Source organism: Stenotrophomonas sp. 2694, assembly GCF_040548715.1.
Classification (GTDB): domain Bacteria; phylum Pseudomonadota; class Gammaproteobacteria; order Xanthomonadales; family Xanthomonadaceae; genus Stenotrophomonas; species Stenotrophomonas indicatrix.
Genome location: NZ_JBEPSG010000009.1, coordinates 75,911 through 98,883, shown reverse-complemented (window position 1 = coordinate 98,883; position 22,973 = coordinate 75,911). Strand labels below are relative to the sequence as shown.

General features: G+C 66.0%; 18 protein-coding genes and 1 riboswitch. Of the genes, 7 read left to right on the top strand and 11 right to left on the bottom strand.

What is annotated here, in order from left to right:
• Window positions 1-111: 111 nt before the first annotated feature.
• The 3 genes from ABIA73_RS12990 to ABIA73_RS12980 form a co-directional block, all read right to left on the bottom strand.
• The gene (locus ABIA73_RS12990) at window positions 112-579 is read right to left on the bottom strand and encodes a hotdog fold domain-containing protein (RefSeq protein ID WP_354275887.1); all 468 of its coding nucleotides are present in this window, start codon (window positions 577-579) and stop codon (window positions 112-114) included.
• 72 nt (window positions 580-651) lie between these two features.
• On the bottom strand, window positions 652-3,129 hold the full coding sequence (locus tag ABIA73_RS12985) for an acyl-CoA dehydrogenase (RefSeq protein ID WP_025877803.1): 2,478 nt from the start codon (window positions 3,127-3,129) through the stop codon (window positions 652-654).
• The gene (locus ABIA73_RS12980) at window positions 3,126-4,043 is read right to left on the bottom strand and encodes an alpha/beta fold hydrolase (protein ID WP_309911566.1); all 918 of its coding nucleotides are present in this window, start codon (window positions 4,041-4,043) and stop codon (window positions 3,126-3,128) included. The genes ABIA73_RS12985 and ABIA73_RS12980 overlap by 4 nt, the downstream gene beginning before the upstream one ends.
• Window positions 4,044-4,185: 142 nt before the next feature.
• Between ABIA73_RS12980 and ABIA73_RS12975 the strand changes: the two genes are divergently transcribed.
• A complete protein-coding gene (locus ABIA73_RS12975; protein WP_025877807.1) occupies window positions 4,186-4,788 on the top strand; it encodes a TetR/AcrR family transcriptional regulator in 603 nt (200 codons plus the stop codon).
• A 138-nt stretch (window positions 4,789-4,926) separates the two neighbouring features.
• Here the strand turns inward: ABIA73_RS12975 and ABIA73_RS12970 are convergent, their stop codons facing one another.
• The 3 genes from ABIA73_RS12970 to hslO all read right to left on the bottom strand — a co-directional run bounded on the left by ABIA73_RS12970 (window position 4,927) and on the right by hslO (window position 9,927).
• Window positions 4,927-7,683 (bottom strand): TonB-dependent receptor plug domain-containing protein, encoded by a 2,757-nt coding sequence (locus tag ABIA73_RS12970; RefSeq protein ID WP_080148256.1) that lies wholly within the window; start codon window positions 7,681-7,683, stop codon window positions 4,927-4,929.
• Between the two features lie 375 nt (window positions 7,684-8,058).
• On the bottom strand, window positions 8,059-8,913 hold the full coding sequence (locus ABIA73_RS12965) for an XOO1806 family protein (protein ID WP_032952038.1): 855 nt from the start codon (window positions 8,911-8,913) through the stop codon (window positions 8,059-8,061).
• Between the two features lie 120 nt (window positions 8,914-9,033).
• Entirely contained in the window at window positions 9,034-9,927 is an 894-nt protein-coding gene (hslO, locus tag ABIA73_RS12960; RefSeq protein WP_309911569.1) for an Hsp33 family molecular chaperone HslO, read from the bottom strand.
• Window positions 9,928-10,004: 77 nt separating this feature from the next.
• On the opposite strand from hslO, the gene mtgA reads away from it, so the two are divergent.
• The 3 genes from mtgA to ABIA73_RS12945 all read left to right on the top strand — a co-directional run bounded on the left by mtgA (window position 10,005) and on the right by ABIA73_RS12945 (window position 12,270).
• A complete protein-coding gene (gene mtgA / locus ABIA73_RS12955) occupies window positions 10,005-10,754 on the top strand; it encodes a monofunctional biosynthetic peptidoglycan transglycosylase (RefSeq protein ID WP_025877813.1) in 750 nt (249 codons plus the stop codon).
• Window positions 10,755-10,859: 105 nt separating this feature from the next.
• The gene (locus ABIA73_RS12950; RefSeq protein WP_354275886.1) at window positions 10,860-11,879 is read left to right on the top strand and encodes a glycosyltransferase family 2 protein; all 1,020 of its coding nucleotides are present in this window, start codon (window positions 10,860-10,862) and stop codon (window positions 11,877-11,879) included.
• The gene (locus ABIA73_RS12945) at window positions 11,839-12,270 is read left to right on the top strand and encodes a CBS domain-containing protein (protein ID WP_025877817.1); all 432 of its coding nucleotides are present in this window, start codon (window positions 11,839-11,841) and stop codon (window positions 12,268-12,270) included. Before ABIA73_RS12950 ends, ABIA73_RS12945 begins: the two co-directional genes overlap by 41 nt.
• Window positions 12,271-12,835: 565 nt before the next feature.
• Here ABIA73_RS12945 and ABIA73_RS12940 read toward each other — a convergent pair.
• The 4 genes from ABIA73_RS12940 to ABIA73_RS12925 all read right to left on the bottom strand — a co-directional run bounded on the left by ABIA73_RS12940 (window position 12,836) and on the right by ABIA73_RS12925 (window position 18,221).
• Entirely contained in the window at window positions 12,836-14,809 is a 1,974-nt protein-coding gene (locus tag ABIA73_RS12940; RefSeq protein WP_025877818.1) for an AsmA family protein, read from the bottom strand.
• 113 nt (window positions 14,810-14,922) lie between these two features.
• On the bottom strand, window positions 14,923-15,561 hold the full coding sequence (gene trhA / locus ABIA73_RS12935) for a PAQR family membrane homeostasis protein TrhA (protein ID WP_025877819.1): 639 nt from the start codon (window positions 15,559-15,561) through the stop codon (window positions 14,923-14,925).
• A gap of 96 nt (window positions 15,562-15,657) precedes the next feature.
• Complete coding sequence (locus ABIA73_RS12930) at window positions 15,658-17,262, bottom strand: peptide chain release factor 3 (protein WP_089236493.1); 1,605 nt, start codon at window positions 17,260-17,262, stop codon at window positions 15,658-15,660.
• A gap of 74 nt (window positions 17,263-17,336) precedes the next feature.
• Window positions 17,337-18,221, bottom strand: coding sequence for a M23 family metallopeptidase (locus ABIA73_RS12925; protein ID WP_032976586.1), 885 nt, complete (start codon window positions 18,219-18,221; stop codon window positions 17,337-17,339).
• A 137-nt stretch (window positions 18,222-18,358) separates the two neighbouring features.
• A riboswitch (SAM riboswitch) is annotated at window positions 18,359-18,477 on the top strand.
• A 76-nt stretch (window positions 18,478-18,553) separates the two neighbouring features.
• Between ABIA73_RS12925 and metX the strand changes: the two genes are divergently transcribed.
• The 3 genes from metX to ABIA73_RS12910 are packed head-to-tail and all read left to right on the top strand — an operon-like array spanning window position 18,554 to window position 21,881.
• Window positions 18,554-19,585 carry a homoserine O-succinyltransferase MetX gene (metX, locus tag ABIA73_RS12920; protein WP_025877822.1) on the top strand — a complete coding sequence of 344 codons (1,032 nt, stop codon included), beginning with the start codon at window positions 18,554-18,556 and terminating at the stop codon, window positions 19,583-19,585.
• Window positions 19,582-20,817: an O-succinylhomoserine (thiol)-lyase gene (locus ABIA73_RS12915; RefSeq protein WP_354275885.1), complete on the top strand. Its 1,236-nt coding sequence runs from the start codon at window positions 19,582-19,584 to the stop codon at window positions 20,815-20,817. The genes metX and ABIA73_RS12915 overlap by 4 nt, the downstream gene beginning before the upstream one ends.
• A complete protein-coding gene (locus ABIA73_RS12910) occupies window positions 20,814-21,881 on the top strand; it encodes a homoserine dehydrogenase family protein (RefSeq protein WP_354275884.1) in 1,068 nt (355 codons plus the stop codon). The genes ABIA73_RS12915 and ABIA73_RS12910 overlap by 4 nt, the downstream gene beginning before the upstream one ends.
• Window positions 21,882-21,971: 90 nt before the next feature.
• On the opposite strand, the gene ABIA73_RS12905 is transcribed toward ABIA73_RS12910, so the two are convergent.
• Window positions 21,972-22,967, bottom strand: a complete 996-nt coding sequence (locus ABIA73_RS12905) for an alpha/beta fold hydrolase (protein ID WP_025877826.1) — start codon at window positions 22,965-22,967, stop codon at window positions 21,972-21,974.
• Between the last annotated feature and the right edge of the window lie 6 nt (window positions 22,968-22,973).

The following is a 22,973-nucleotide window of genomic DNA, read 5'->3' as shown; positions in this document are numbered from 1 at the left end:
GAGCCTACAGGGACGTATTCACGGCGCCCCCTGGGCATCCCACCCCTCCGGCCCAACCGATGAACCGCTTTCAGCATCCACCCACGAGGGGCTGTGCCGTTCGCGGCAACATCACTTCGCCGGCGACACCCACATGTCGATGACCACGCTGAACACCTCCGTCCCTGCGCGGTCGCGGACACTCACCGTCACCGGCAACGCATAGCCTTCGGTCGCCACCACGATCGGCTGCGCCGGCAATGCTGTCGCCTGCAGCGTGCCGCGCGCCTTGGCCAGGTACTGCACCTGCATGCCCTTCGGGATCCAGCGCATGCCCTTGGGCAGCGACGCATCGACCATCACCCCGGCGGTCAGTTCGGCCAGGTTGCACATTGCGATCGCGTGCACCGTGCCGATGTGGTTGCGCACCTTGCGGCGGTCGGCCAGCGTGCCCTCGCAGCGGCCGTTCTCCAGGCGCGTGATGCGCGGGGCGATGCTGGCGAAATAGGGCGCCTTGAAGCACACCGCGCGCGAGAACAGCCAGGTGCCGGCAGGCCAGCGCTGCAGGCGGTGATAGAGCGAAAGCAGGGGCGTGGACATGGCGGTTTCCGGTCGGCGGACAAAGCGACGGCGGGCCAGGCCCGCCGTCGAGGCAACGCGTGTCGCGGGCGATCAGGCCGCCTGCGAGTGCGGGTCCTTGTTCTGGCGGTCGTAGTAGCTGGCCGCGCGCAGTTCGTGGGTGTCGAAGTCGTCCACGGTGATGGTGTCCAGGGTCAGCGTACGCAGCTCTTCCAGCAGGCTGCGCTCGTCCTGGGTGATCACGCCTTCGGCCACGGCCTCGTCGAGCTGGCTGTTGAAGTCCAGCGCCTCGATGCCCTTGCTCTTCAGCGCCTTCAGGAACTTGCGCTCCACCGGCTCGGCCATGATCGCCTTGCTCAGGTAGCTGTTGATGCGGCCACCCGGGTTGTTCTCGCAGGGGGTCAGGAACACGCCGCTGGCGAGGCGGTCGCGGGCTTCGTTCGGGGCCATCAGCAGCGCAGCCACGCGACGGCTCAGGCGGTCGCCCGGGGCCTCGGCACGACGGCCCAGCGGGAAGATCAGTGCCCACATCAACCAGCCGATCGGACGGATCGGGAAGTTGCGCAGGGCAGCCGACAGCGATTCCTCGATCTTGTGCACGCTGTCATGGAAGGCCCAGGCCAGCAGCGGCTGGTCCGCCTGCGGCGCGCCTTCGTCGTGGTAGCGCTTGAGCATGGCGCTGGTCATGTACACATGGCTCAGCACGTCGCCCAGGCGGCCGGACAGCGATTCCTTGAACTTCAGCTTGCCGCCGAGCGTCATCATCGAGATGTCGGCCATCAGCGCCAGGTTGGCCGAGTAACGGTCCAGCTTGCGGAAGTAGCGGCGGGTGTAGGCGTCGCCCGGGGCAGCGCCGAAGCGTGCGCCGGTCAGGCCGAACCAGAACGAACGAACGGCGTTGGAGATGCCGTAGCGGATGTGGCCGAACAGGCTGCGGTCGAAGTCCTGCAGGCCCGCACGGGTGTCGGGGTCCTGCGCGGCCTTCATTTCCTTCAACACCCACGGGTGGCAGAGGATCGCACCCTGGCCGAAGATCAGCAGGCTGCGGGTCATGATGTTGGCGCCTTCCACCGTGATGGCGATCGGCGCGGCCTGCCAGCTGCGGCCGGCGAAGTTGCGTGGCCCCAGGATGATGCCCTTGCCGCCGATCACGTCCATCATGTCCGAGATCACTTCGCGGCTCATGTTGGTGCAGTGGTACTTGGCGATCGCCGACGGCACCGACGGCACGTCACCGCGGTCCACAGCAGCAGCGGTGGCCTGCGACAGCGCGCTGATCTTGTACGCCTTGCCACCGATGCGGGCCAGCGCTTCTTCCACGCCTTCGAAGCGGCCGACCGACAGGCCGAACTGCTTGCGGATGCGCGCATAGGCGCCGGTGACTGCTGCACCGGCCTTGGCACCGCCGCTGGCGGTGGAAGGCAGGGTGATCGAACGACCCACGGCCAGGCACTCGTTGAGCATGTTCCAGCCCTTGCCGGCCATCGCAGCGCCACCGATCAGCTGGGTCAGCGGAATGAACACGTCCTTGCCGCGGATCGGGCCGTTCTGGAACGTCGAGTTCAGCGGGAAGTGGCGACGGCCGATTTCAACGCCGGCGGTCTCGCGCGGCAGCAGGCCCAGGGTGATGCCGATATCGCGGGTCTGGCCGATCAGGCCATCCGGATCGTACATGCGGAAGGCCAGGCCGATCAGCGAGGCGACCGGCGCCAGGGTGATGTAGCGCTTGTCGAAGGTCAGCTTGACGCCGAGCACCTGCTCGCCGTTCCACTCGCCCTTGCAGACGATGCCATAGTCGGGAATGGAGGTCGCATCGGAGCCGGCGAACGGACCGGTCAGGCCGAAGCAGGGCACTTCGCGGCCATCGGCCAGACGCGGCAGGTACTGGTCCTTCTGTTCCTGGGTGCCGTAATGCACCAGCAGTTCACCCGGGCCCAGCGAGTTGGGCACGCCGACGGTGGAACTGACCACCGAAGACACCGAGGCCAGCTTCTGGATCACCTTGTGGTGGGCCAGCGCGGAGAAGCCCAGGCCGCCGTATTCCTTCGGAATGATCATGCCGAAGAACTTGTTCTTCTTGATGAAGGCCCACAGTTCCGGCGGCAGGTCGGCATGGACGTGGGTGATTTCCCAGTCGTTGACCATCGTGCACAGCTGTTCGACCGGGCCATCGAGGAAGGCCTGTTCTTCAGCGGTCAGCTGCGGCTTGGGGTAGTTCAGCAGGATGTTCCAGTCCGGATCACCGGTGAACAGTTCGCCTTCGAAGCCGACCGAGCCGGTTTCCAGGGCGATGCGCTCGGTCTGCGACAGCGGCGGCAGCACCTTGCGGAACACCTTCATCATCGGGCCGGTCAGCAGCGGCTTGCGGATGAACGGCAGCAGCAGCGGCACGACGATCACGGCCAGTATCGCGGCGGCGACGATCGTGGCGGTCTGGTTGACGTAGGGGATGAACCAGCAGGCCACCAGCAGGGCCACGCTGATCAGCGTCCAGGTCAGCAGGCGCATGCGGTGGTAGGCGACGAACGCGCCTGCCAGCAGCAGGGCGAGGAAGGGAATGACGAGGCTCATGAGCGTGCTCCGGTGACGTGCTCGTTTATGGCGGACGAAGCTGCAGCATCCGCTGCGGGCAACACGTCCAGATAGTCCAACACAGTAGCGGTAAAGGCGTCGTTGTCATCACCGGCGACCATGTGCGTGGCCTGCGGCAACTGTACGTGGCGTGCGTGTGGCGCCAATGCCAGGAATTCGGCCACCGTCTGCGGGGTGACCAGGTCGCTGCGGCCACCGCTGACCAGCAGCAGGGGGCACTTCACCTGGCGCGCGGCTTCGGCCAGTGCGTCCTGGTGCTGCTCGCTGTCACGGGCCAGTTCGGCCACCAGGCGCGGGTCCCAGTGCCAGCGCCAGCGACCGTGGCCATCTTCGCGCAGCAGCGCGCGCAGTGAGTCTTCGGATTTGCGCGGGCGATGCGGCACATAGGCCGAAATCACATCGGCAGCCTGGGAGAGCGAGGCGAATCCTTCCGGATGCGCGGTCATGAAGGCGAGGATGCGCTCGACGCCAGCGGTATCCCAGCGCGGGGTGATATCCACCAGCACCATGGCCGAGAACAGGCCTGGCCAGCGTGATTCGGCCAGCAGGCCGAACAGGCCACCCATCGAGGCAGCCACCAGCACCGGCGGTCGCGGTTGTTCGCCGGCCAGCACGATCAGGTCATCGGCGAACTGCTCGCCGTGGTACGCCAGATCGGCCGCATTCCAGTCGGAATCGCCGTGACCCCGGGCGTCGTAAGCCAGGGTCTGCAGGCCGGCTGCCGACAACGCCTTGGCCGTCGTCGTCCAGGCATGGCGGGTCTGGCCAAATCCATGCGCGAACAGTACGCGCCCGCGACGGCCGGAGGTGCTGGCGGTTGCAGCCAGCGAGGCACCGTGGGCCGCCTCCAGGCGCAGGTCATGGAATGCAGCGAGAGTAGGGGACATAACCATACTCGCTAGTATGGATTGGTTCGGCGGGATGTCAATACTGCACGGTATGGTGCGCTGCGGGAATGCCTCTCGGCCCGGCTGCCGACGGTTTCGGCCGCAACCGCGTACTGCAACGAACCCCGGCGTATGGTTAAATCAGCACATGAATCAACCTGACGCTTCCGCCGGCGAACCGCGTGCCGGCCGCAACAGCCGCCTGAGTGCCGAAGACTGGGCCCAGGCGGCCCTCGATCTGATTGCCGAGCAAGGTGTGAGCGCCGTCGCGGTGGAGCCGCTGGCGCGCCGCCTTGGCGTGACCAAGGGCAGTTTCTACTGGCACTTCCCCTCGCGTGATGCGCTGCTGCAGGCGGCACTGGAACGCTGGGAACTGTTCGAGCAGGAACAGGTGTTCGGCAGCCTGGAAGACGTGCCGGATCCGCGCGTGCGCCTGCGTCAGCTGTTCCAGATGGTGGCGCACGAAGTGCAGCCGCACATCATCTACAGCGAGTTGCTGAAGGCACTGGACCATCCGATGGTGCGGCCGGTGATCGACCGCGTGTCGCAGCGACGGCTCGATTACCTGATCGCCTCGTTCCGCCAGGCGGGCCTGAGCTCGACCGATGCACGCCATCGCGCACGCCTGGCTTACGCCGCCTATGTCGGCTTCCTGCAGTTGTCGCTGCAGCTGCAGCAGCCCAAGCAGGCGCGCGAGGATTTTGAAGCGTATGTCGAGCATCTGATCGACACGCTGATTCCGAACGGCTGAGGCGTTCTTCATCGCTGGATGCAGAAAGGCCGCGGCAGTGCCGCGGCCTTTTTCGTTGGTGTTGATGCCAGCAGCGAACGTACAAAAAACAACGGCCCCTTGCGGGGCCGTTGCTGCATCAGCTGATCAGTGGAGCGATCAGAACTTCTGCTTGTACTGCATGTACATGTAGCGGCCCGGCAGGTCGTACTGCGGGTCGAACATGTTGTACGAGGTCGAGTACGAGACCGGCGGCTGCTTGTCCCATGCGTTGTTCAGACCCAGCATGATCGTGCCCTTCCACGGGGTGTTGTAGCGCACCTGGATGTCGTGGTAAGTGGTCGAGGCCATGTGGTTCTTGCCGTTCTGGCCGTCGGAGCAGTAGCCCACCAGGTCGGCGTCACGCACCGGATCGAACGGGCATTCTTCGGTCATGCCCGACTTGTAGCGCAGACCGTAGTTCACGCCGAAATCGCCGTAGGACCAGTCGACGTACAGGTTGGAACGGATGCGCCAGTACGGATCCTGATCGAGGTAACGACCTGCGCGGCCATCCAGCGGAGCATCGTCGGTGGACTTGGTGTTCCACTTGGACAGGTAGGTGCTGTCCCAGCTGATGGTGAACTGGCCGAACGAGGTTTCCGGCAGCTTGTACAGGACGCCCAGATCCCAGCCTTCCACCTTGTACGACGACAGGTTCTGCAGCGGCATGTCGACGTTGGTGATGGTGTAGCGCTGGGTCGGGGTGCCGTAGTTCGGGTCGCGGGTGATCAGGCCGCAGTAGGCTGCCTGTTCCTGCGGCGAACCACCGTAGCAGCGATCCATGATGTCCTGAATGGCCGGGCGGGTGATCGCGTCTTCAATCTCGATCTGCCACCAGTCCAGGGTCACGTTCAGGCCGCTGACGAAGCTCGGGCTCCACACCACGCCCAGGGTCTTGCTGGTCGAGGTTTCCGGCTTCAGATCCGGATTCGACTTCCAGGTGAAGGCGACCGGAGTCTGCTTGTTGGCGCCGCTGCCGGCACCCGGCTGCAGGAAGCCCGCCGGCACGCCTTCAGCGGCGCACTGGGCAGCAACTGCACCGGTACGACGACCATTGCCGGAAGAGCACGGATCGGCGTAGGTTTCGAAGGAGTCGGTGTCGCCGCGGTACAGGTTGTTGATGCTCGGCGCGCGGAAGCCCTCGGAGTAGTTACCGCGGATCATCAGGTCGTCGATCGGCTTCCAGCGGAAACCAAACTTGTTGTTGGTGGTGTTGCCGAAGTTGCTGTACTTCGAGTAGCGCGAAGCCACGCTGAAGTCGAGCAGCTTGGCGCCCGGCAGGTCAGCCAGCACCGGGATCGACAATTCGACGAAGAATTCGTCCAGGTCGTAGGAGCCCTTGGTCGGAGCAGCGCCGTTGCCGGTGCTCAGGCCTGCAGCGATGAAGGCGTCCGGATCGAACTGGCCGCTTTCCTTGCGGTATTCGTAACCTGCGGCGAAGGCCAGTGCGCCAGCCGGCAGCTGCACGATTTCACCGGAAAGGTTGGCGTAGTAGCCACGCGAAACCAGGCTTGCCGAGTCATGCGCCGTGAACGAGGCGTAGTCCAGGGCTTCCTGCGAGATCGAGCCCAGGCCACCCAGCGGGTTGATCGGCACGCAGCCAGAGATGACCGCGCCAGCAGCGTTGAGGCAGACAGCCTGGCCATCACGAATTGCCGACGGACCATAGGCTTCGGCCAGACGCGACCGGTTGAACAGGCCATAGGTCAGGTCGTTCTGATCGGTCTTGTCGTAACGGTAGCCGACGTCCCAGTCGAAGTTGCGGTCAGCAAATTCGAAGAAGCCTTCGAAGCCACCGTAGAAGTGCCAGTTCTTGACGTTCTGGTTGAACGAACGGCCGCCGGTTTCATTGAAGCGACGCGCAACGCTGGTCAGGTCAACGCCGTACGGGTTGTAGATGCTGTTGGCGCTCAGGCGCTGGCCGGTCACCGGCATCGCCGCGAGCAGCTGCTCGGACTTGCGCTCGTTGTACATCGCCTCGGTACGGAAGGTGACGTTGTCGGTGACATTGTACGAACCGGTCGCAAACAGCGAGGTACGTTCCTGCGGGGTCAGCAGGTAGTTGTCCGGCGAGGTGTTGTAGCCGTGGATGTCAGAATCGAAGACGGTTTCCTGACCATTGATGATGACGTACTGCTCATCATTGCGGATGTAGGAGCCCGGGATACCGGTAGCGCTCTGGCCGCCGAAGAACGGCGGGCCACCGGCGGAGATCTTGCGATCGCCGGCCATGACGCTGCCTTCCTTCACGTAGGACGCGCCCAGCACCAGCGATGCGCGGTCGGTGGTGGTGCCGATGCTGAAGTCATAGGCTTCACGCTCGCCGTCGCCCTGGCTGTACTGGCCCTTGTAGACGTTCGCTTCGGCGCCGTCGAAGTTCTGCTTGGTGATGATGTTCACCACGCCGGCGATGGCGTCCGAACCATAGATGGTCGAAGCGCCGTCCTTCAGGACGTCGATGCGCTCGATCATCGCGGTCGGGATGGTGTTCAGATCGACGCTGCCGTCCAGGCCGGTGGTCCAGCGACGGCCATTGACCAGCACCAGCGTGCGTTCGGCACCCAGGTTGCGCAGGCTGACGCCGGCCGAACCATCACCGCCGTTGTTGAAGGTGCGGTTCAGCGCAGCGCCGTTGGCCGAGATGCGCTGCAGGATGTCGGCGACCGAGGTCACACCCTGCTTTTCGATGTCGGCGCGGGTCAGGCTCAGGACCGGCTGCGAGGTTTCGATGTCGGTGCTCTTGATGCGCGAACCGGTCACCGAGATGCGATCCAGGTTGGTCGCTTCCTGCGCCTGGGCCGTTACGGACGTCGCCGCACCGGCGATCAGCGCGACGACGACAGCGTCACGCAGCTTGTTGGACTGGAAATTCATTGGCTCTCTCTCTCCAAGAAATCTTGGCTGGGGTAGTGCCTGCGCGGCGGTGCCAAAAAAGAAGGCTCCAAAATCGCGAGGCTGAATCGATAGTAACGGCCCCCAGCCAAAAATTAAAGCTGCGTTAATTCACGCTGTGGTTACACATGAATGCGCTTTGATTTCTTTTATTTCAATGAGTTATCTGGATGTGGGAAGGGACGCAACCGCGCCTGCCTGCCCTCGACGCACAAAAAAGTTTCAGTTGATGCATGTCGTGATGTATCCGTTTGTAACGGATAGGTGCTTTTCGCACTTGACAGATGTGTCCAGAAACAATTCGGGCGCCCCTGGGCGCCCGATGTTCAACACAGCTTGTTCGCGGTCGATGAGCGACTACAGATCCTGCTCGTAGCGCACGTACGGCACGGTGCCGTCATCGTTGCTTTCGTTGCGCGGGGAGAACGGGTTCTTGCCGCGGCTGATGACGTTTTCCGCGCCGACGGTGAGCTGGCCGGACCACGGGGTGCGCCAGGTCAGGCCGATGCCCAGGCCTTCCCACTTGCCGGGCTTGCCGGGAACGTCAACCACGCGGCCGATGATGCTGCCGCTGAAATTGCCGTAGCCGGCGCCCAGGCTCAGGCTCTTGCTGTCCCAGCGGTCAACGATGGCCGGTGAGGCGTCAGCCAGGGGTACCAGGCGTGCCTTGGCATAGGTGCCGGCGATGGAGACAAAGCCTTCGCGACCGATGTTCTTCTGCGCGAACACGGTCAGGTCATTCTGTTCGGCGCGCAGCGACGGGGTCTTGCTGGGCGTGGCCAGCCAGGCGGGCAGGGTCTCGCGGCCAGTGCCGGCAGTGATTCCCAGGCGGCCGGTGCCACGGTTGAGCGCGGCGGTACCGGTCAGGCGCCGGTTGGAGCCGATGGCATCATCGTCGTCGCCCAGGCTGGCCAGCATGCAATGGCTGGCCAGTCCGCTGATGCTGGAGCCGCTGCTGCTGTTGCACAGCAGGCCGAGCGAGTCGCCCGAAGACAGGCCGAACGCAGCATCGAGCGAATTGCGGCCGAAATGCCAGCGTGCGCCCACGGCCTGCTCGCCGGTCGGTTCCAGGTACAGCAGGGCCTCGACCTTGCCACTGCCCTTGTTCCAGACCGGAATGACGGTGCGGGTGTCCTTGCTCTGCGCGTGCACGCCCGTGATCGCGCCAAGGGCGATCAGAAGGGCCAGCGGTAGACGCAGGAAGGTACGCATCGGACCAGTTCAGACAGGGACGGGCAGTGAAAGTTCCCGCTGGGGCGGGAACTCGATCCTAGGGTGTTTATGAATTCTTAACAAGCCTTGTTCCTCCCCAGATACAAGACTCATTGGGTATTACTGAAGTCGTTCAGGTGCCGGTACAGCCCCCTGGGCACCGTGGAACAGTATGCCGAACTCCGTCAACGGAAAGTGATACTCCTGTCCGCAGAATTCGCAACGTACGTCTACGGCGCCGGTGTCTTCGGCAGCCGCACGGGCCTCTTCCTCGCCCAGCGAGAACAGCATCGAGGCGACCCGTTCACGCGAGCAGGAGCAGGCGAAGGACAGGGCCTTGTCACCCACCAGCTCCGCCTTCTCCTCGTGGAACAACCGGTGCAGGAGTTCCTCGGCCGGAGTGGCCAGCAGCTCCGCCTTGCCCAGGGTGTCGAACAGCGCGCTGGCGCGGGACCAGCCATCGTCGTCGCCTTCGTCGCCCGGCAGCTTCTGCAGCAGCAGGCCGGCAGTGCCGTCGCGGCCGGCGGCCAGCAGCAGTCGCGTCGGCAGCTGCTCGGACTGGCGGAAGTAGTCTTCGAATGCTTCATCCAGTTCCGGCGCGGTCAGTGCGACCAGGCTCTGGTAGCGCTGCGGTTCGCGCGGGTCCAGGCCGGGATTCTCGATGGTGATGGCCAGCAGGGCGTCCCGGCCCAGGTCGGTCAGGTCACGGGGGGCGTCACCGCCCTCGGCAATCTGGACGATGCCGCGCAGGGTGCCGGCGGCGGTGCATTCGGCGAACAGGGTACGCAGAGCGGTATTGCTGCGCAGCTGGATCGACAGGCGGCCGTCCACCTTGGTGTGGCCGGTGAACAGGGCCGATGCCACGCAGGCTTCGCCGAGCAGTTCGGTGGCGCTGTCCGGATACTCGCCGTGGGACTGGATGTCCTGCCAGGTGGCCTGCAGGCGCACGTGGACGCCACGGACACCGGCGTCGGGGAGCAGGAAACGGATAAGGGAATCGGATTGGGCGGTCATCGGCTCACATCGCGCGGAAACGGGGATGGTTGCCGGATAATGCGCCGACAACCAGGCATAAGAAGGATGCACCAGTAATGGGGGCAGGGGGAGAGCAGGACAAGGTAGTGGCCGCCGCCGACGCGGCACCGCGCAGGCGCTGGCGCTGGAAGCGGCTGCTGTGGCTGCCGGTGCTGTTCGTGGCCTTCAGCTGCCTGCAGGTCCTGGTGCTGCGTTTCATCGATCCGCCGCTGTCCACGGTGATGGTCTGGCGTTTCGGTGAGGCACTGGGTGAAGGCGACTGGTCCTACCGGCTGCACTACCAGTGGCGGGACCTTGACCAGATGGCGCCGAGCCTGCCGATTTCGCTGGTGGCCGCAGAAGACCAGCGCTTCCCCGACCACAGCGGGTTCGACCTGCAGGCCATTGAAAAGGCGCGCGACCACAACGCGCGGGGCGGGCGCCTGCGCGGGGCCAGCACGATCAGCCAGCAGGTGGCCAAGAACCTGTTCCTGTGGCAGGGCCGCAGCTGGATCCGCAAGGGCCTGGAGGTCTGGTACACGGTGCTGATCGAAGCCTTCTGGCCGAAGCAGCGGATCCTGGAGATGTACGCCAACATCGCCGAGTTCGGCGACGGTGTGTATGGCGCCCAGGCAGCGGCGCAGACATTCTGGGGCAAGGACGCCGCGCGGCTGAGCCCTGCCGAGAGCGCGCGTCTGGCGGCAGTGCTGCCGGCGCCGCGCCGCTACAACGCGGCCAAGCCAGGCCCCTACGTGCAGCGTCGTGCGGCGTGGATCCAGCGGCAGGCACGGCAGCTGGGTGGAGCGGGGTACCTGGCGGAGGACTGAGGGGCCACGACCCCAGATGTCCGTGGTGCCTTCCGATGCGGGAAGCGGGTATTTCGAACGCTGGACTGACGGGCTGCATCCCCGTCAACGACGTACAATCCGGCGATGACTCGTGAGCGTCTTACCTTCGTCATCGCCGCACACAACGAAGAGCTGGTGCTGCCCCAGCTGCATCCGCGATTGTGCGCGGTACTGGACGGCCTGGCCGGAATCGATGGTCACATCCTGTACGTGGATGACGGCAGCAGTGACACGACCTGGTCGTTGATCGCCTCGCTGGCCCAGGCCGACCCGCGGGTATCGGCGCTGAAGCTGTCGCGCAACTTCGGCAAGGAGGCGGCGCTGACCGCCGGCCTGGACCATGTGCGCGAAGGCGCGGCGATGATCCTCGACGCTGATGGCCAGGACCCGCCGGAACTGGTGCCGGACTTTGTCGAACGTTGGCGGCAGGGCTACGACAACGTCTACGGCACGCGCCTGGTACGTGACGGTGAGAGCTGGAGCAAGCGTGCTGCCGCATCGGTGTTCTACCGGGTGATTGGTCGCCTCTCGCGCACGCCCATTCCGGCCGATACCGGCGATTTCCGCTTGTTGTCGCCGCGCGCGCTGAGCGCATTGCGCGAGATGCGCGAACGGCACCGGTTCATGAAGGGGCTCTTCAGCTGGGTCGGTTTCCGCCGCGTGGCGGTGCCGTATCACCGGCATGCCCGTTTGGCCGGCAGCAGCAAGTTCAGCCTGTGGCGGCTGTGGAACTTCGCACTGGAAGGGATCACCGGCTTCTCGACGGTCCCGCTGCGGGCGGCCACCTACATGGGGCTGGCCACCGCAGGCGTGGCCTTCGTGTTTGCCATCTGGGTGATTGCGAAGGCGGCGTTGTACGGCGACCGGGTGGCCGGGTGGCCGACCATGATGGCGGTGATCCTGTTCCTCGGTGGCGTGCAGTTGATCGCGCTGGGGCTTATCGGCGAGTACCTGGGACGCCTGTACGAGGAGTCCAAGCAACGGCCGTTGTACCTGGTTGACGCATGGTTGGCCCCTTCCGTGGCAGACTCGGAGCTGCAACCCACCCTGGGAGGGCAGGCAGATGACGTCGGTACGGCAACTGTTGGACGGCAAGTCCCCTGAAGTGCATGCGGTCGCGCCAGGCGCGGCGGTGATCGATGCGATCCGGTTGATGGCGCAGAAGGGCATCGGCGCGGTGCTGGTGATGGATGGCCCGCGGCTGGTCGGGATCCTCTCCGAGCGTGATTACGCACGCAAGATCGTGCTCCACGATCGTTCGTCGCGTGACACCGCAGTGTCGGAAATCATGACCGCGAAAGTAGTGACGGTGAGTCCCGGTGAGCAGGTGGAACACTGCCTGCAGCTGGTGACCGATTACCGCATCCGCCATCTGCCGGTGGTCGAGGGCGGGCAGGTACTGGGGGTGATTTCCATCGGTGACCTGGTGAAGTCGGTGATCGATGCGCAGCGGCGCGAGCTGGATCAGCTGCAGCAGTACATCGTGGCGGGGTGAGTTCTGTCGCTGGCGGGCCTGCGGCCCGCCGGCCCGCTTTTTCAAGCAACTGCCAAAGCCAAAGCCAGGGCAGCGCCTGCCTGGCATGCCGGGGAGGCGGAGGGCATGGCCGTGCAGGACACGCCGTAAACCCGTCCATGGGGGCTCGATGGCGCCATCCATGGCGCCAACGGTCCTGCACGGCCATGCCCTCCGCCTCAGGACACGTTCCTGCGAGCGCGGCGGCCTTCACCCTGACTGTCTGCCGTTGGTAGATGCCAACCTTGGTTGGCACTGCTTTTGATTCTGCTTTCTTCTTTTGATCTTGAATTCCTGCTCTCGTTTCGCGCGCGCAGGAAACTGTCGGGAGGGTGACGGGTGGCCCAAGCAGGACCGTTGGCGCCATGGATGGCGCCATCGAGCCCCCATGGGTGAGGGCGCTTTGCTTGCGAAGCACTGCTTCGCAAGCGCCCGAACGCACAGCCGCCAGCGGCTGGGCCGGACCGCGGAGAGGGGTTCACGGCGTGTCCTGCCTGGGCCACCCGTCACCCTCGTCCCATTTGCAGTAGGGCGCCGAACGCCCGCTCTACTTCGCGTAGTGCCCACCGCAGTCGGCATCCTTGCCCGGCCCCAGTTCGATGGTGGCCAGCAGTGCCGCCGGCGGCGCGATGCTGCCCAGCGTCAACGCGACCGCACCCCGGATACCCAGCGCCTTGAAGTCCGGGCGGAACGACGGGTCCTTGAAGGTGCCGCCGATGCGCAGCGGCGAGCGCAGCACCAGGATGCTCCTGTCCTTCGGTCGTGGCTTCAGCAGCAGGTCCAGCGTTTCATCGCGCAGGCTGACATCGCCCTCGCCGAGGATGATCGTATCGGTGGTGTCCACTGCCATCGACCGGGTATGCATCAGGCCCTCGCGCACGCCGAAGTCGGCGAAGGCGCATCGCAGCGGAATCTGTTTGTCGCCGGTGAACAGGAATTTCAACGACTCGGTGATGTCCAGTCCCGCCACTTCCATCAGCAGGTTGCCGACGTGGCCGCGGCCCATGCCCAGCGCCACGTTGCCGCTGCTGCTGCCGAGCATCGCTGCGATCGAGTTGCCGTTGCCGGTCAGGTCAATGGCGCCGCTGATACCCCCCTTGGCCTGTTCGGCCAGCTTGGCGTCGGGGAACAACTGGCCCAGCTGCACGCCGCGCACGCTGGCCTTCAACGAGGTTGCAATCTGCGGGCGACGTGCGTCCATGCGGATCGTGCTGCGGATGTCGCCGCCGGCAACGCCGAAGTTCAGCGGGTCCAGCCGCAGTACACCATCGTCCAGCAGCAGGTGTGCATCCATGTCGTCCAGCGGCAGCTTGGGTGCATTGATGCGCTGGGCCTTCCAGCGCACGTCGGCATCCATCGCGCGCAGCTTGCCCAGGTTGTACGGCGTGGCCGGCAGCACTTTGGCGCTGGCGGCCACGCGCGCAGCCTCGGCCCGCTGTTCTGCATTGGCGGTCTCGCCGCCACCGGTCTTCGGGGGCGCACCGACGAAGCCGGCAAGGTCATCGAAATCGAGGCGGCGCGACACCAGGTTCGCGGTCATCCGTGGGCGTTCCCTGGAGACATCGAACTGCACATCGCCGCCCAGGTCACTGTCGCCGACTTTGCCGGTGAAGCGCTCGTAGCGCCACACCTGGTGATCGCGCTTCAGGCGGCCATCCAGTGCGTAGGGCGGGGAAGGCGGAATGGCGATGCCCAGCAATGGATACAGGTCGGCCAGGTCTTGACCGCTCAGCGCGAACTGCAGGTCGAACACCTGCAGCTGGAACGGGTTGGTCAAGGTGCCGCTGGCAACGGCATGGGTGGCTCCGGCGCGGCCATCCAGATGGATGCGGAAGGGGTGTGCGCTGTCAGTCAGTTCCAGCGGCGATTCGGTCCCACCGCTCAGGGTAAAGGGATTGCCCTGCCAGCGGCCCTTGCCGGCCACCAGCAACGGTGGTGCGGCGTCGGCCTGTTTCGGTTGCCCGCTGCGCACGTTCACCAGGATGTCGGTGCGGCCGAGTGCGTCCAGGAACTGCAGGCGACCATCGTCGATGTGCAGGCGCTTGAGCTGCGGCGTGGTGCCGCCCTTGCTGTCGCCGAGGAAGTTCCAGTTGCCGGGGTCACCTTTGCGCGGGGCGGTTTCCAGCAGTACGTCCGGGCGGGTCAGGCGCACTTCGGGTAATTGCACGCTGCCACGCAGCAGCGGCCACACCCGTACGTCGATCTCGACCCGGTCGGCGCTGACCATGGTGGGCTGCTTCGCCCAGGGCGCATTGGCAAAGGTGAGGGTATCGGCGCGCACGGTGCTGGTGCGGCCGAGGTCGACATCCAGGTTGCCGATGTGCAGGGCGCGGCCGGTGCGCGCCTGTACCGCACGTTCGACCGGGCCCTTGAACCAGTTCCAATCCCAAAGGGCGATGAGGACCAGCAGTGCCGCTAGCAGGAACACCAGCACAGCCAGCCAGCGCTGCCCGCGTGGGCCGGGGCGACGCAGACGCCAGCGCGACGCCTTGGAATCAGCAGGAGCAGAGGCAGCATTCACACCGCCATGGTTGCCCCGTCGGGGTGGACGGGGCGCGAAGCGATCATGTGCATCGTGTGCAGAGCCGGTGCCTGCTCGCCGGCCAGGGGCCTGGCGTTACCCTCAATACGGGATCACAGCACCTGTCGGGTCACGGCGACGAAGTGGCAGACGCTGCCACCGATCACGAACAGATGCCAGATCGCGTGCGAATAGGGGATGGATTCGCGGTGGTAGAAGTACGTGCCCAGCGTATAGGACAGGCCGCCGCCGAACAGCCAAGCCAGGGTGCCACCATCGATCGAGGCCCACATCGGCTTGATCGCCACCACCACCAGCCAGCCCATGGCGATGTAGATCACCGTGGACAGCAGCTTGAAGCGGCCGGTGTAGAACAGCTTGAACACCACGCCGCCGAGCGCCAGCGCCCAGATCGCGGTGAACATGCCCCAGCCCCAGGGGCCGCGCAGGCCGATCAGGGTGAACGGGGTATAGGTACCGGCGATCAGCACATAGATCGCGCAATGGTCGAACACCTTCAGGCGGCCCTTGGCCTGCGGGTGCTGGATGGCGTGGTACAGCGTGGAGGCGGTGTACAGCAGCAGCAGGGCGATGCCGAACACGATCGCACTGGCCAGCTGCCAGCCATCGCCGTAGATCGCGGCCAGGGTGATCAACACCGCGCTGGCGGCCAGGGCAAGCACCGCACCCAGCCCGTGGGTCAGGGCGCTGGCAATTTCTTCGCGGATCGAATCAACGGAAGTCGTGGACATGGCATGGGCATCGTCTGCAGGGAGGGGGACCTGCACCCCCCTATCATCGCCGCGATGGCGGGCGCGTGCACCCCCGCCACCGTATGGTCGCTGGAATCAGTTGCCGGTGACCGTATGCGCGGCTTCACGGGTTGCCGAGAAACGCACGTCCGGCGCACGTTCCTGCGCCAGCTGCAGGTTGACCCGGGTCGGCGCCAGGTAGACCAGGTGGCCGGCCGCGTCGAGGGCCAGGTTCAGCGCGTTCTTCTCGCGGAACTCCTCCAGCTTCTTCTCGTTGCTGCAGTGGACCCAGCGCGCCGTGGTCACGCTGACCTGCTCGAAGGTGGCTTCCACGCCGTATTCGTCCTTCAGGCGGTAGGCAGCTACATCGAACTGCAGCACGCCCACCGCACCCAGGATCAGGTCGTTGCTGGTCAGCGGACGGAAGAACTGGGTCGCGCCCTCCTCGGACAGCTGTGCCAGGCCCTTCTGCAGCTGCTTGAGCTTGAGCGGATCGCGCAGGCGGGCGCGACGGAACAGTTCCGGGGCGAAGTTGGGGATGCCGGTGAAGGTGATCGCCTCGCCTTCGGTGAAGGTGTCGCCGATGGAAATCGTGCCGTGGTTGTGGATGCCGATGACATCGCCCGGCCACGCCTCGGCGGCGATTTCACGGTCGCTGGCCATGAAGGTCAGCGCATTGGCCAGCTTCATGTCCTTGCCGGTGCGCACGTGCAGGGTCTTCATGCCGGCAGTGAACCGGCCCGAGCAGACGCGCATGAACGCCACGCGGTCACGGTGCTGCGGATCCATGTTGGCCTGGATCTTGAACACGAAGCCGGTCAGCTTCGGCTCCTGCGGGGCGACTTCGCGACCGGTGGTGGAGCGCGCCTGCGGCGACGGTGCGTGTTCGACGAAGAAGTCCAGCAGCGGCTGCACGCCGAAGTTGTTCACGCCCGAACCGAAGAACACCGGGGTCTGCTTGCCGGCCCGGTAGGCCTGCAGGTCGAACGGGTGGCTGGCACCCTGCACCAGTTCCAGTTCGTCGCGCAGGTCGGCCAGCATCCGCTCGCCGATCTTCTCGGCCAGCCCGGGCGAATCGATCGAGGGGAAGATGGTCGAATCCTGACGGGTGAAGTTGCGGCCCTGCTCGTACAGATGCACTTCGCCGGTGATCAGGTGGACCACGCCCTTCAGGCGCTGGCCCATGCCGATCGGCCAGGTGACCGGTGCGCACTGGATGCCGAGCACGCTTTCAACCTCGTCCAGCAGGTCGATCGGCTCCTTGCCCTCGCGATCGAGCTTGTTGATGAAGGTCATGATCGGCGTGTCGCGCAGGCGGCACACTTCCATCAGCTTGATGGTGCGCTCTTCCACGCCCTTGGCCACGTCGATCACCATCAGCGCCGAGTCCACCGCGGTCAGCACGCGGTAGGTGTCCTCGCCGAAGTCGGCGTGGCCCGGGGTGTCGAGCAGGTTGATGATCTTGCCTTCGTACGGGAACTGCATCACCGAGGAGGTGACGGAGATGCCGCGCTCCTTTTCCAGCGCCATCCAGTCCGAGGTGGCGTGGCGGGCAGCCTTGCGGCCCTTCACCGAGCCGGCCATCTGGATCGCGCCTCCGAACAGCAGCAGCTTTTCGGTCAGCGTGGTCTTGCCGGCGTCAGGGTGGGAAATGATGGCGAACGTGCGGCGACGCGACGCTTCGGTGGCGACTTCGGACATGGCAGTGGCGCCCGCACGGGGCGCTTTTCAAAGAGATAAGCGCCCGATTATACCGGCCTGCCGGCGTCGGCGGGTCAGCGCCCGGCGCTGGCGTCCCCGCTGCCCTCACGGGCGAAGTGCAATTCGCCCTGCGGGGCGAGGATGCGCACCGGCACCGAACGCAGCCCCATGCCCCGGTTGAGCTGCACCACGAAGTGCAGGTGCGGTGCGGTGCTGTAGCCACTGTTGCCGGACAGGCCGATCGGCTGCCCGGCCTGCACGGCCTGGCCGGGACGCACGCGCATGCCGCCGGCCTGCAGGTGGGCGTACATCGCCATGCTGCCGTCGCTGTGCAGGATACGAACGAAGTTGGCGCGTCCAGCATCGCGTTCACGGTCCAGGCCATTGCCGCGGAAACCGTCCTGTACCTGCATCACCGTACCCTCGCGGGCGGCCAGGACCTGCGTTGCTTCGGGCAGAGCAAAGTCGATGGCGTCGCGGTTCTCCTCGTCATCGTGGCTGAACCGGCCCTGCGGGGCCTGATCCACGCGCAGCTGGGCAGCCTGGAACGGCAGGCGATAGGCGACGTCTTCGGCGCGCGCGGCCGGATTGCCCGGCACCGACTGCAGACGAAGATCCAGTGCCTTGCCGTTGGCAGGAGAGGGAAGATGGCCCACCACCAGGCTGCCGGTGGCCTGCACCAGTGACTGCAGCGGCAGGCCCTCCACCTGTGTGCCGGGGGCGGCGCGCAGCTCGATCTGCACCGGGCCGGACAGTGGATTGTCGATCCGCGCCTGCCACTGGTCGCCCAGCGACTGCAGGCGCAGGCGGGCCATCGGCGCCGCGTGCGGCGTGGCGCCGGCCGTGCGCGCGGCCGGCGTCTGTGGCACCAGTCCCCAGCCCTGGCGCCAGTCGGCAGCGTTCGCGGGGGCGCTCGCCAACAGGGGCAGCAGGAGGCAGGGCAGGGGCAGGCGGCGCATAGAAGGCTCCAGCGACATGGACCGCCGGGACTCTACGCAAGCTGTCGGGACGGGGGAAGGGTGGGGGCTTCGCATTCATCCATCTCTTTATCCGCATGAAGGGATTGACATGCCCGGAAAGGACTGGCATCGTGGCTCCACCATCGAGACCGGCAGAGGGACAGGCCCTTTGAAGCCGGGGCAGCCCGCAGACGCGAAAGCGCCTGCGTAGGTGCCAAATCCTGCGGGGACCGTGGCGTCCACCGAAAGATGGTTCGAACCTGCACCCAACGTGCACTTCGAACGCGAGCCCCGCGAAGGCTCGATGGCCGATTTCCCTACCGGAACCCGCCATGAGCTTCGCCACCAGCACCGTGCTTCGCCCCGAACCCTTTGTCCCCGTCAGCGTGCCGGTCGATGACCGCGTGCACGCCGAGCGCGGCGAGTTCGCCGCCGTGCTGTCGATGCGTCATGCCGGCCCCTGCCCGGTGCGCCTGCGCTATGAGTGGGTCGGTCCGGTCAACGCACCGGTGGTGGTGCTGGCCGGCGGCATTTCCGCGCACCGCCATGTAGCCTCCAATGCGCAGTTCAGCGAGAAGGGCTGGGCCGAAGGCCTGGTCGGCAGTGGCCGCGCACTGGATCCGCAGCAGCTGCGTGTGCTCGCGTTCGATTTCATCGGCGCCGACGGTGCGTTGGATGTGCCGATCGATACCGCCGACCAGGCCGATGCGTTGGCGCTGCTGCTGGATCACCTCGGCATCCGCGCATTGAAGGCATTCGTCGGCTATTCCTACGGCGCGCTGGTCGGCCAGCAGTTCGCGATCCGCCACCGTGCCCGGGTACGCCAGCTGGTGCTGGCCAGCGGTGCGCACCGCCCGCACCCGTATGCCGCCGCGTGGCGTGCGCTGCAGCGCCGTGCCGTGGCGCTGGGCCAGCTGCAGTGTGGCGAAGACCACGGCCTGGCGCTGGCCCGCCAGTTCGCCATGCTCAGCTACCGCACACCGGAAGAATTCGGCGAACGCTTCGATGCAGCACCGGAGGTGGTCAATGGCCGCGTCCGTGTCGCGGCCGAAGACTATCTCGACGCGGCTGGTGCGCAGTACGTCGCGCGCACGCCGGTCAATGCCTACCTGCGCCTGTCCGAGTCGATCGACCTGCACCGCGTGGACCCGAGCGCGATCCTGCCGCCGACCGTGGTGGTTGCCGTTGAAGGCGACCGCCTGGTTCCGCTTGCCGACCTGGTCGGCCTGGTCGAGGGACTGGGCCCACGCGGCAGCCTGCGCGTGTTGCGCTCGCCCTACGGTCACGACGCCTTCCTGAAAGAAACCGATCGCATCGACGCGATCCTCGCCACCGCCTTCCGCACTTCTGGAGAGTCCGCATGAGCCTGCACGCCGCTGAACCGTCCTGTTGTCGCACCACCGCCGCCGTCCGCGCCGGCATCGATCGCGACACCGCCCATGGCGCGGTCACGCCGCCGATCGTGCTGTCGTCGAACTTCAGCTTTGAAGGCTTCGGCAACAAGCGCCAGTACGACTACACCCGCAGTGGCAATCCCACGCGCGACCTGCTTGGTGAGGCGCTGGCCGAACTGGAAGGCGGCGCCGGCGGCGTGGTCACCGCCACCGGCATGGGCGCGATCAACCTGGTGCTGAACGCACTGCTGCAGCCCGGCGACACCCTGGTGGTGCCACACGATGCGTACGGCGGCAGCTGGCGCCTGTTCAACGCGCTGGCGAAGAAAGGCCATTTCGAACTCGTCACTGCCGACCTGACCGACCCGCGCGCGCTGGCCCAGGCCCTGGCCACGCAGCCGAAGCTGGTGCTGGTGGAAACCCCGTCAAACCCGCTGCTGCGCATCACCGACCTGCGCTTCGTGATCGACGCGGCGCACAAAGCCGGTGCGCTGGTGGTGGTCGACAACACGTTCCTGTCACCGGCATTGCAGCAACCGCTGTCGTTCGGCGCGGATCTGGTGCTGCACTCCACTACCAAGTACATCAACGGCCACAGCGACGTGGTCGGTGGTGCGGTGATTGCCCGCGATCCCGCCGTGCATGAACAGCTGGTGTGGTGGGGCAATGCCCTGGGCCTTACCGGCTCGCCGTTCGATGCGTTCCTGACCCTGCGCGGCCTGCGTACGCTGGATGCACGCCTGCGCGCGCACCAGGAAAACACCGCCGCGATCGTGGCGCTGCTTGATGCGCATCCTGCGGTGGCCAAGGTCTACTACCCGGGCCTGGCCGATCATCCGGGCCACGCCGTTGCCGCGCGTCAGCAGAGTGGTTTCGGCGCGATGCTGTCCTTCGAACTGGCCAGCTGTGCCGGCGATGATCCGCATGCTGCTGTTCGCGCGTTTGTCGAAGGCCTGCGTTACTTCACGCTGGCCGAGTCGCTGGGAGGCGTGGAAAGCCTGATCGCACACCCGGCGACCATGACCCACGCGGCAATGACTGCCGAAGCACGCGCGGCTGCGGGCATCAGTGAAGGCCTGCTGCGTCTGTCGGTCGGTATCGAGGGCGAGCGCGACCTGCTGGCCGATCTGGGCAGCGCTCTGGCGCGCGCCGAGGCGGTGATCGATGCGGTGGCGCGCGGCAAACAGGTGGCAGACGCATGAGCGCTTTGCCTGTCGAGATTCCGCTGCTGGGTACTGGCCGCCTGGCGCTGCTCGGAACCGGCACCGTCGGTTCGGCCTTCGTGCAGCGCTACCAGGCGTTGCAGGCGCGTGGGCTGGAACTGCCCAGCGTGCAGTGGCTGGCCAATTCACGCACCGCGCTGGCGATCGACCGCGATCTGGCGTTGCCGCTGGAACTGGCACGGCGTGCGCCGCGTGATGGGCAGAGTTCGCCGCCGTGGGCCAGCGCTGAAGGGCTGGAGCGTGGCGACGTGGTGGTCGATGCCACCGCCAGCGAAGATGTAGCGGCGCGCCACGTTCAGTGGTTGGCGCGCGGTGTGCACGTGGTGACCGCCAACAAGCTTGGCCGCGGTGCGCAGCTGTCGCGCGCGCAGGCCATCGCCGATCGTTGCGCCGACAGTGGTGCGCGTTACGGCGACAGCGCCACCGTCGGCGCCGGCCTGCCGTTGCTCAGCAGCCTGCGCGCGCTGGTTGCCGGTGGCGACCACATCCATGCCATCGAGGGCGTGCTTTCCGGTTCGCTGGCGTGGCTGTTCAATCGTTATGACGGCCAGTCGCCGTTCTCGGCGGCGGTGCGTGAAGCGCTGGCGGCCGGCTACACCGAGCCGGACCCGCGGCTGGATCTTTCCGGCGAGGATGTGCGCCGCAAGCTGTTGATCCTGGCCCGCAGCAGCGGATTGGCGCTGGACGCGTCGCAGGTGCAGGTCGACTCACTGGTGCCGGATGCGCTGGCTGCGCTGCCGCTGGAAGATGCAGTGAATGCGCTGGAGCAGCTGGATGCACCGCTGCAGGCGAGTTGGCAGCGGGCGCGCGACAACGGCCGGGTGCTGCGTTTTGTCGGGCGCGTCGATGGCGAGGGTGCGCAGGTGGGCCTGCGTGAGCTGGCTGCCGACCATCCGCTGGCGCAGGGCGCGGGCACCGACAACCGCGTGGCCATCCACAGCGATCGCTACCGCGCGCAGCCGCTGTTGATCCAGGGGCCGGGCGCGGGTGCGGAAGTGACCGCAGCGGCGCTGCTGGATGACGTGCTGCGGATCGTGGGGTGAGCCCAGCCGCTACTGCGCTCGCAGGGCGTGACCCGGCGCTACCCACGCCGATCCTCGTAGCGCCGGGCCATGCCCGGCGGTTATGGAACTTCAACGCGCTTTGAGTGCCTTCAACAATGCGGCATTGAACTGCTTCGGGTCCTGCACCTGCGGCGAATGGCCCAGTGCCGCGAACTCGACCAGGGTCGAGCCGGGTATCGCCGCCGCTGCCGCTTTGCCCAGTGCCGGGTAGTTGCCCAGCGTCGCCTTCAGTTCGGGCGATGCCTGGTCACGGCCGATCGCCGTGCGGTCCTTCTGGCCGATGAACAAGGTGGTCGGCACCTGCAGGTTCTTCAGTTCGTAGACGACGGGTTGGTTGAACACCATGTCCGAGGTCAGTGCCTGGCTCCAGGCCACCTGCTGCTTGCCCGCGCCTTCGTACATGCCCGACTGCATGCGCGCCCACGGTTCGTACGCCGGCTTCCACTTGCCGTCGTAGTACACATCCAGCTGGTAGCGGCGGATGCTGTCATAGCTGATGTTCATTTCGCCGGCATACCACGCGTCCACGCTGCGCCAGGGCACGCCCAGCGCCTTCCAGTCTTCCAGCCCGATCGGATTGACCAGCGAAAGACTGCGCATGTCCTGCGGATACATCAGCGCATAACGGATGGCCAGCATGCCGCCCATCGAATGGCCGACCACGTGCACCGGTACATCACCCAGCTGCAGCTGCTGCAGCAGCGCATGGGTATTGTCGGCCAGCTGCCCGAACGAATACTGGTAGCGCTCGGGCTTGCTGGATTTGCAGAAACCCACCTGGTCCGGCGCGATCACCCGGTAGCCTGCCGCCACCAGCGGCTTGATCGTCTCCTTCCAGGTTGCCGCGCAGAAGTTCTTGCCATGCAGCAGCACCACCACGCCGATCGGCTTCTTCTTCGGCGCAACGTCCAGATAGGCCATCTCCAAGGCCTGGCGCTGCGATTCCAGTGCAAAGGTCTTCACTGGATAGCCGTAGTCGAAGCCCTCCAGCCGCGGCCCGTAGGTTGGCGCAGCGAGAGCGGACAGCGGAAGGCAGGCAAGCAGGGCGGTGGCGATCACGCGCATGGGACA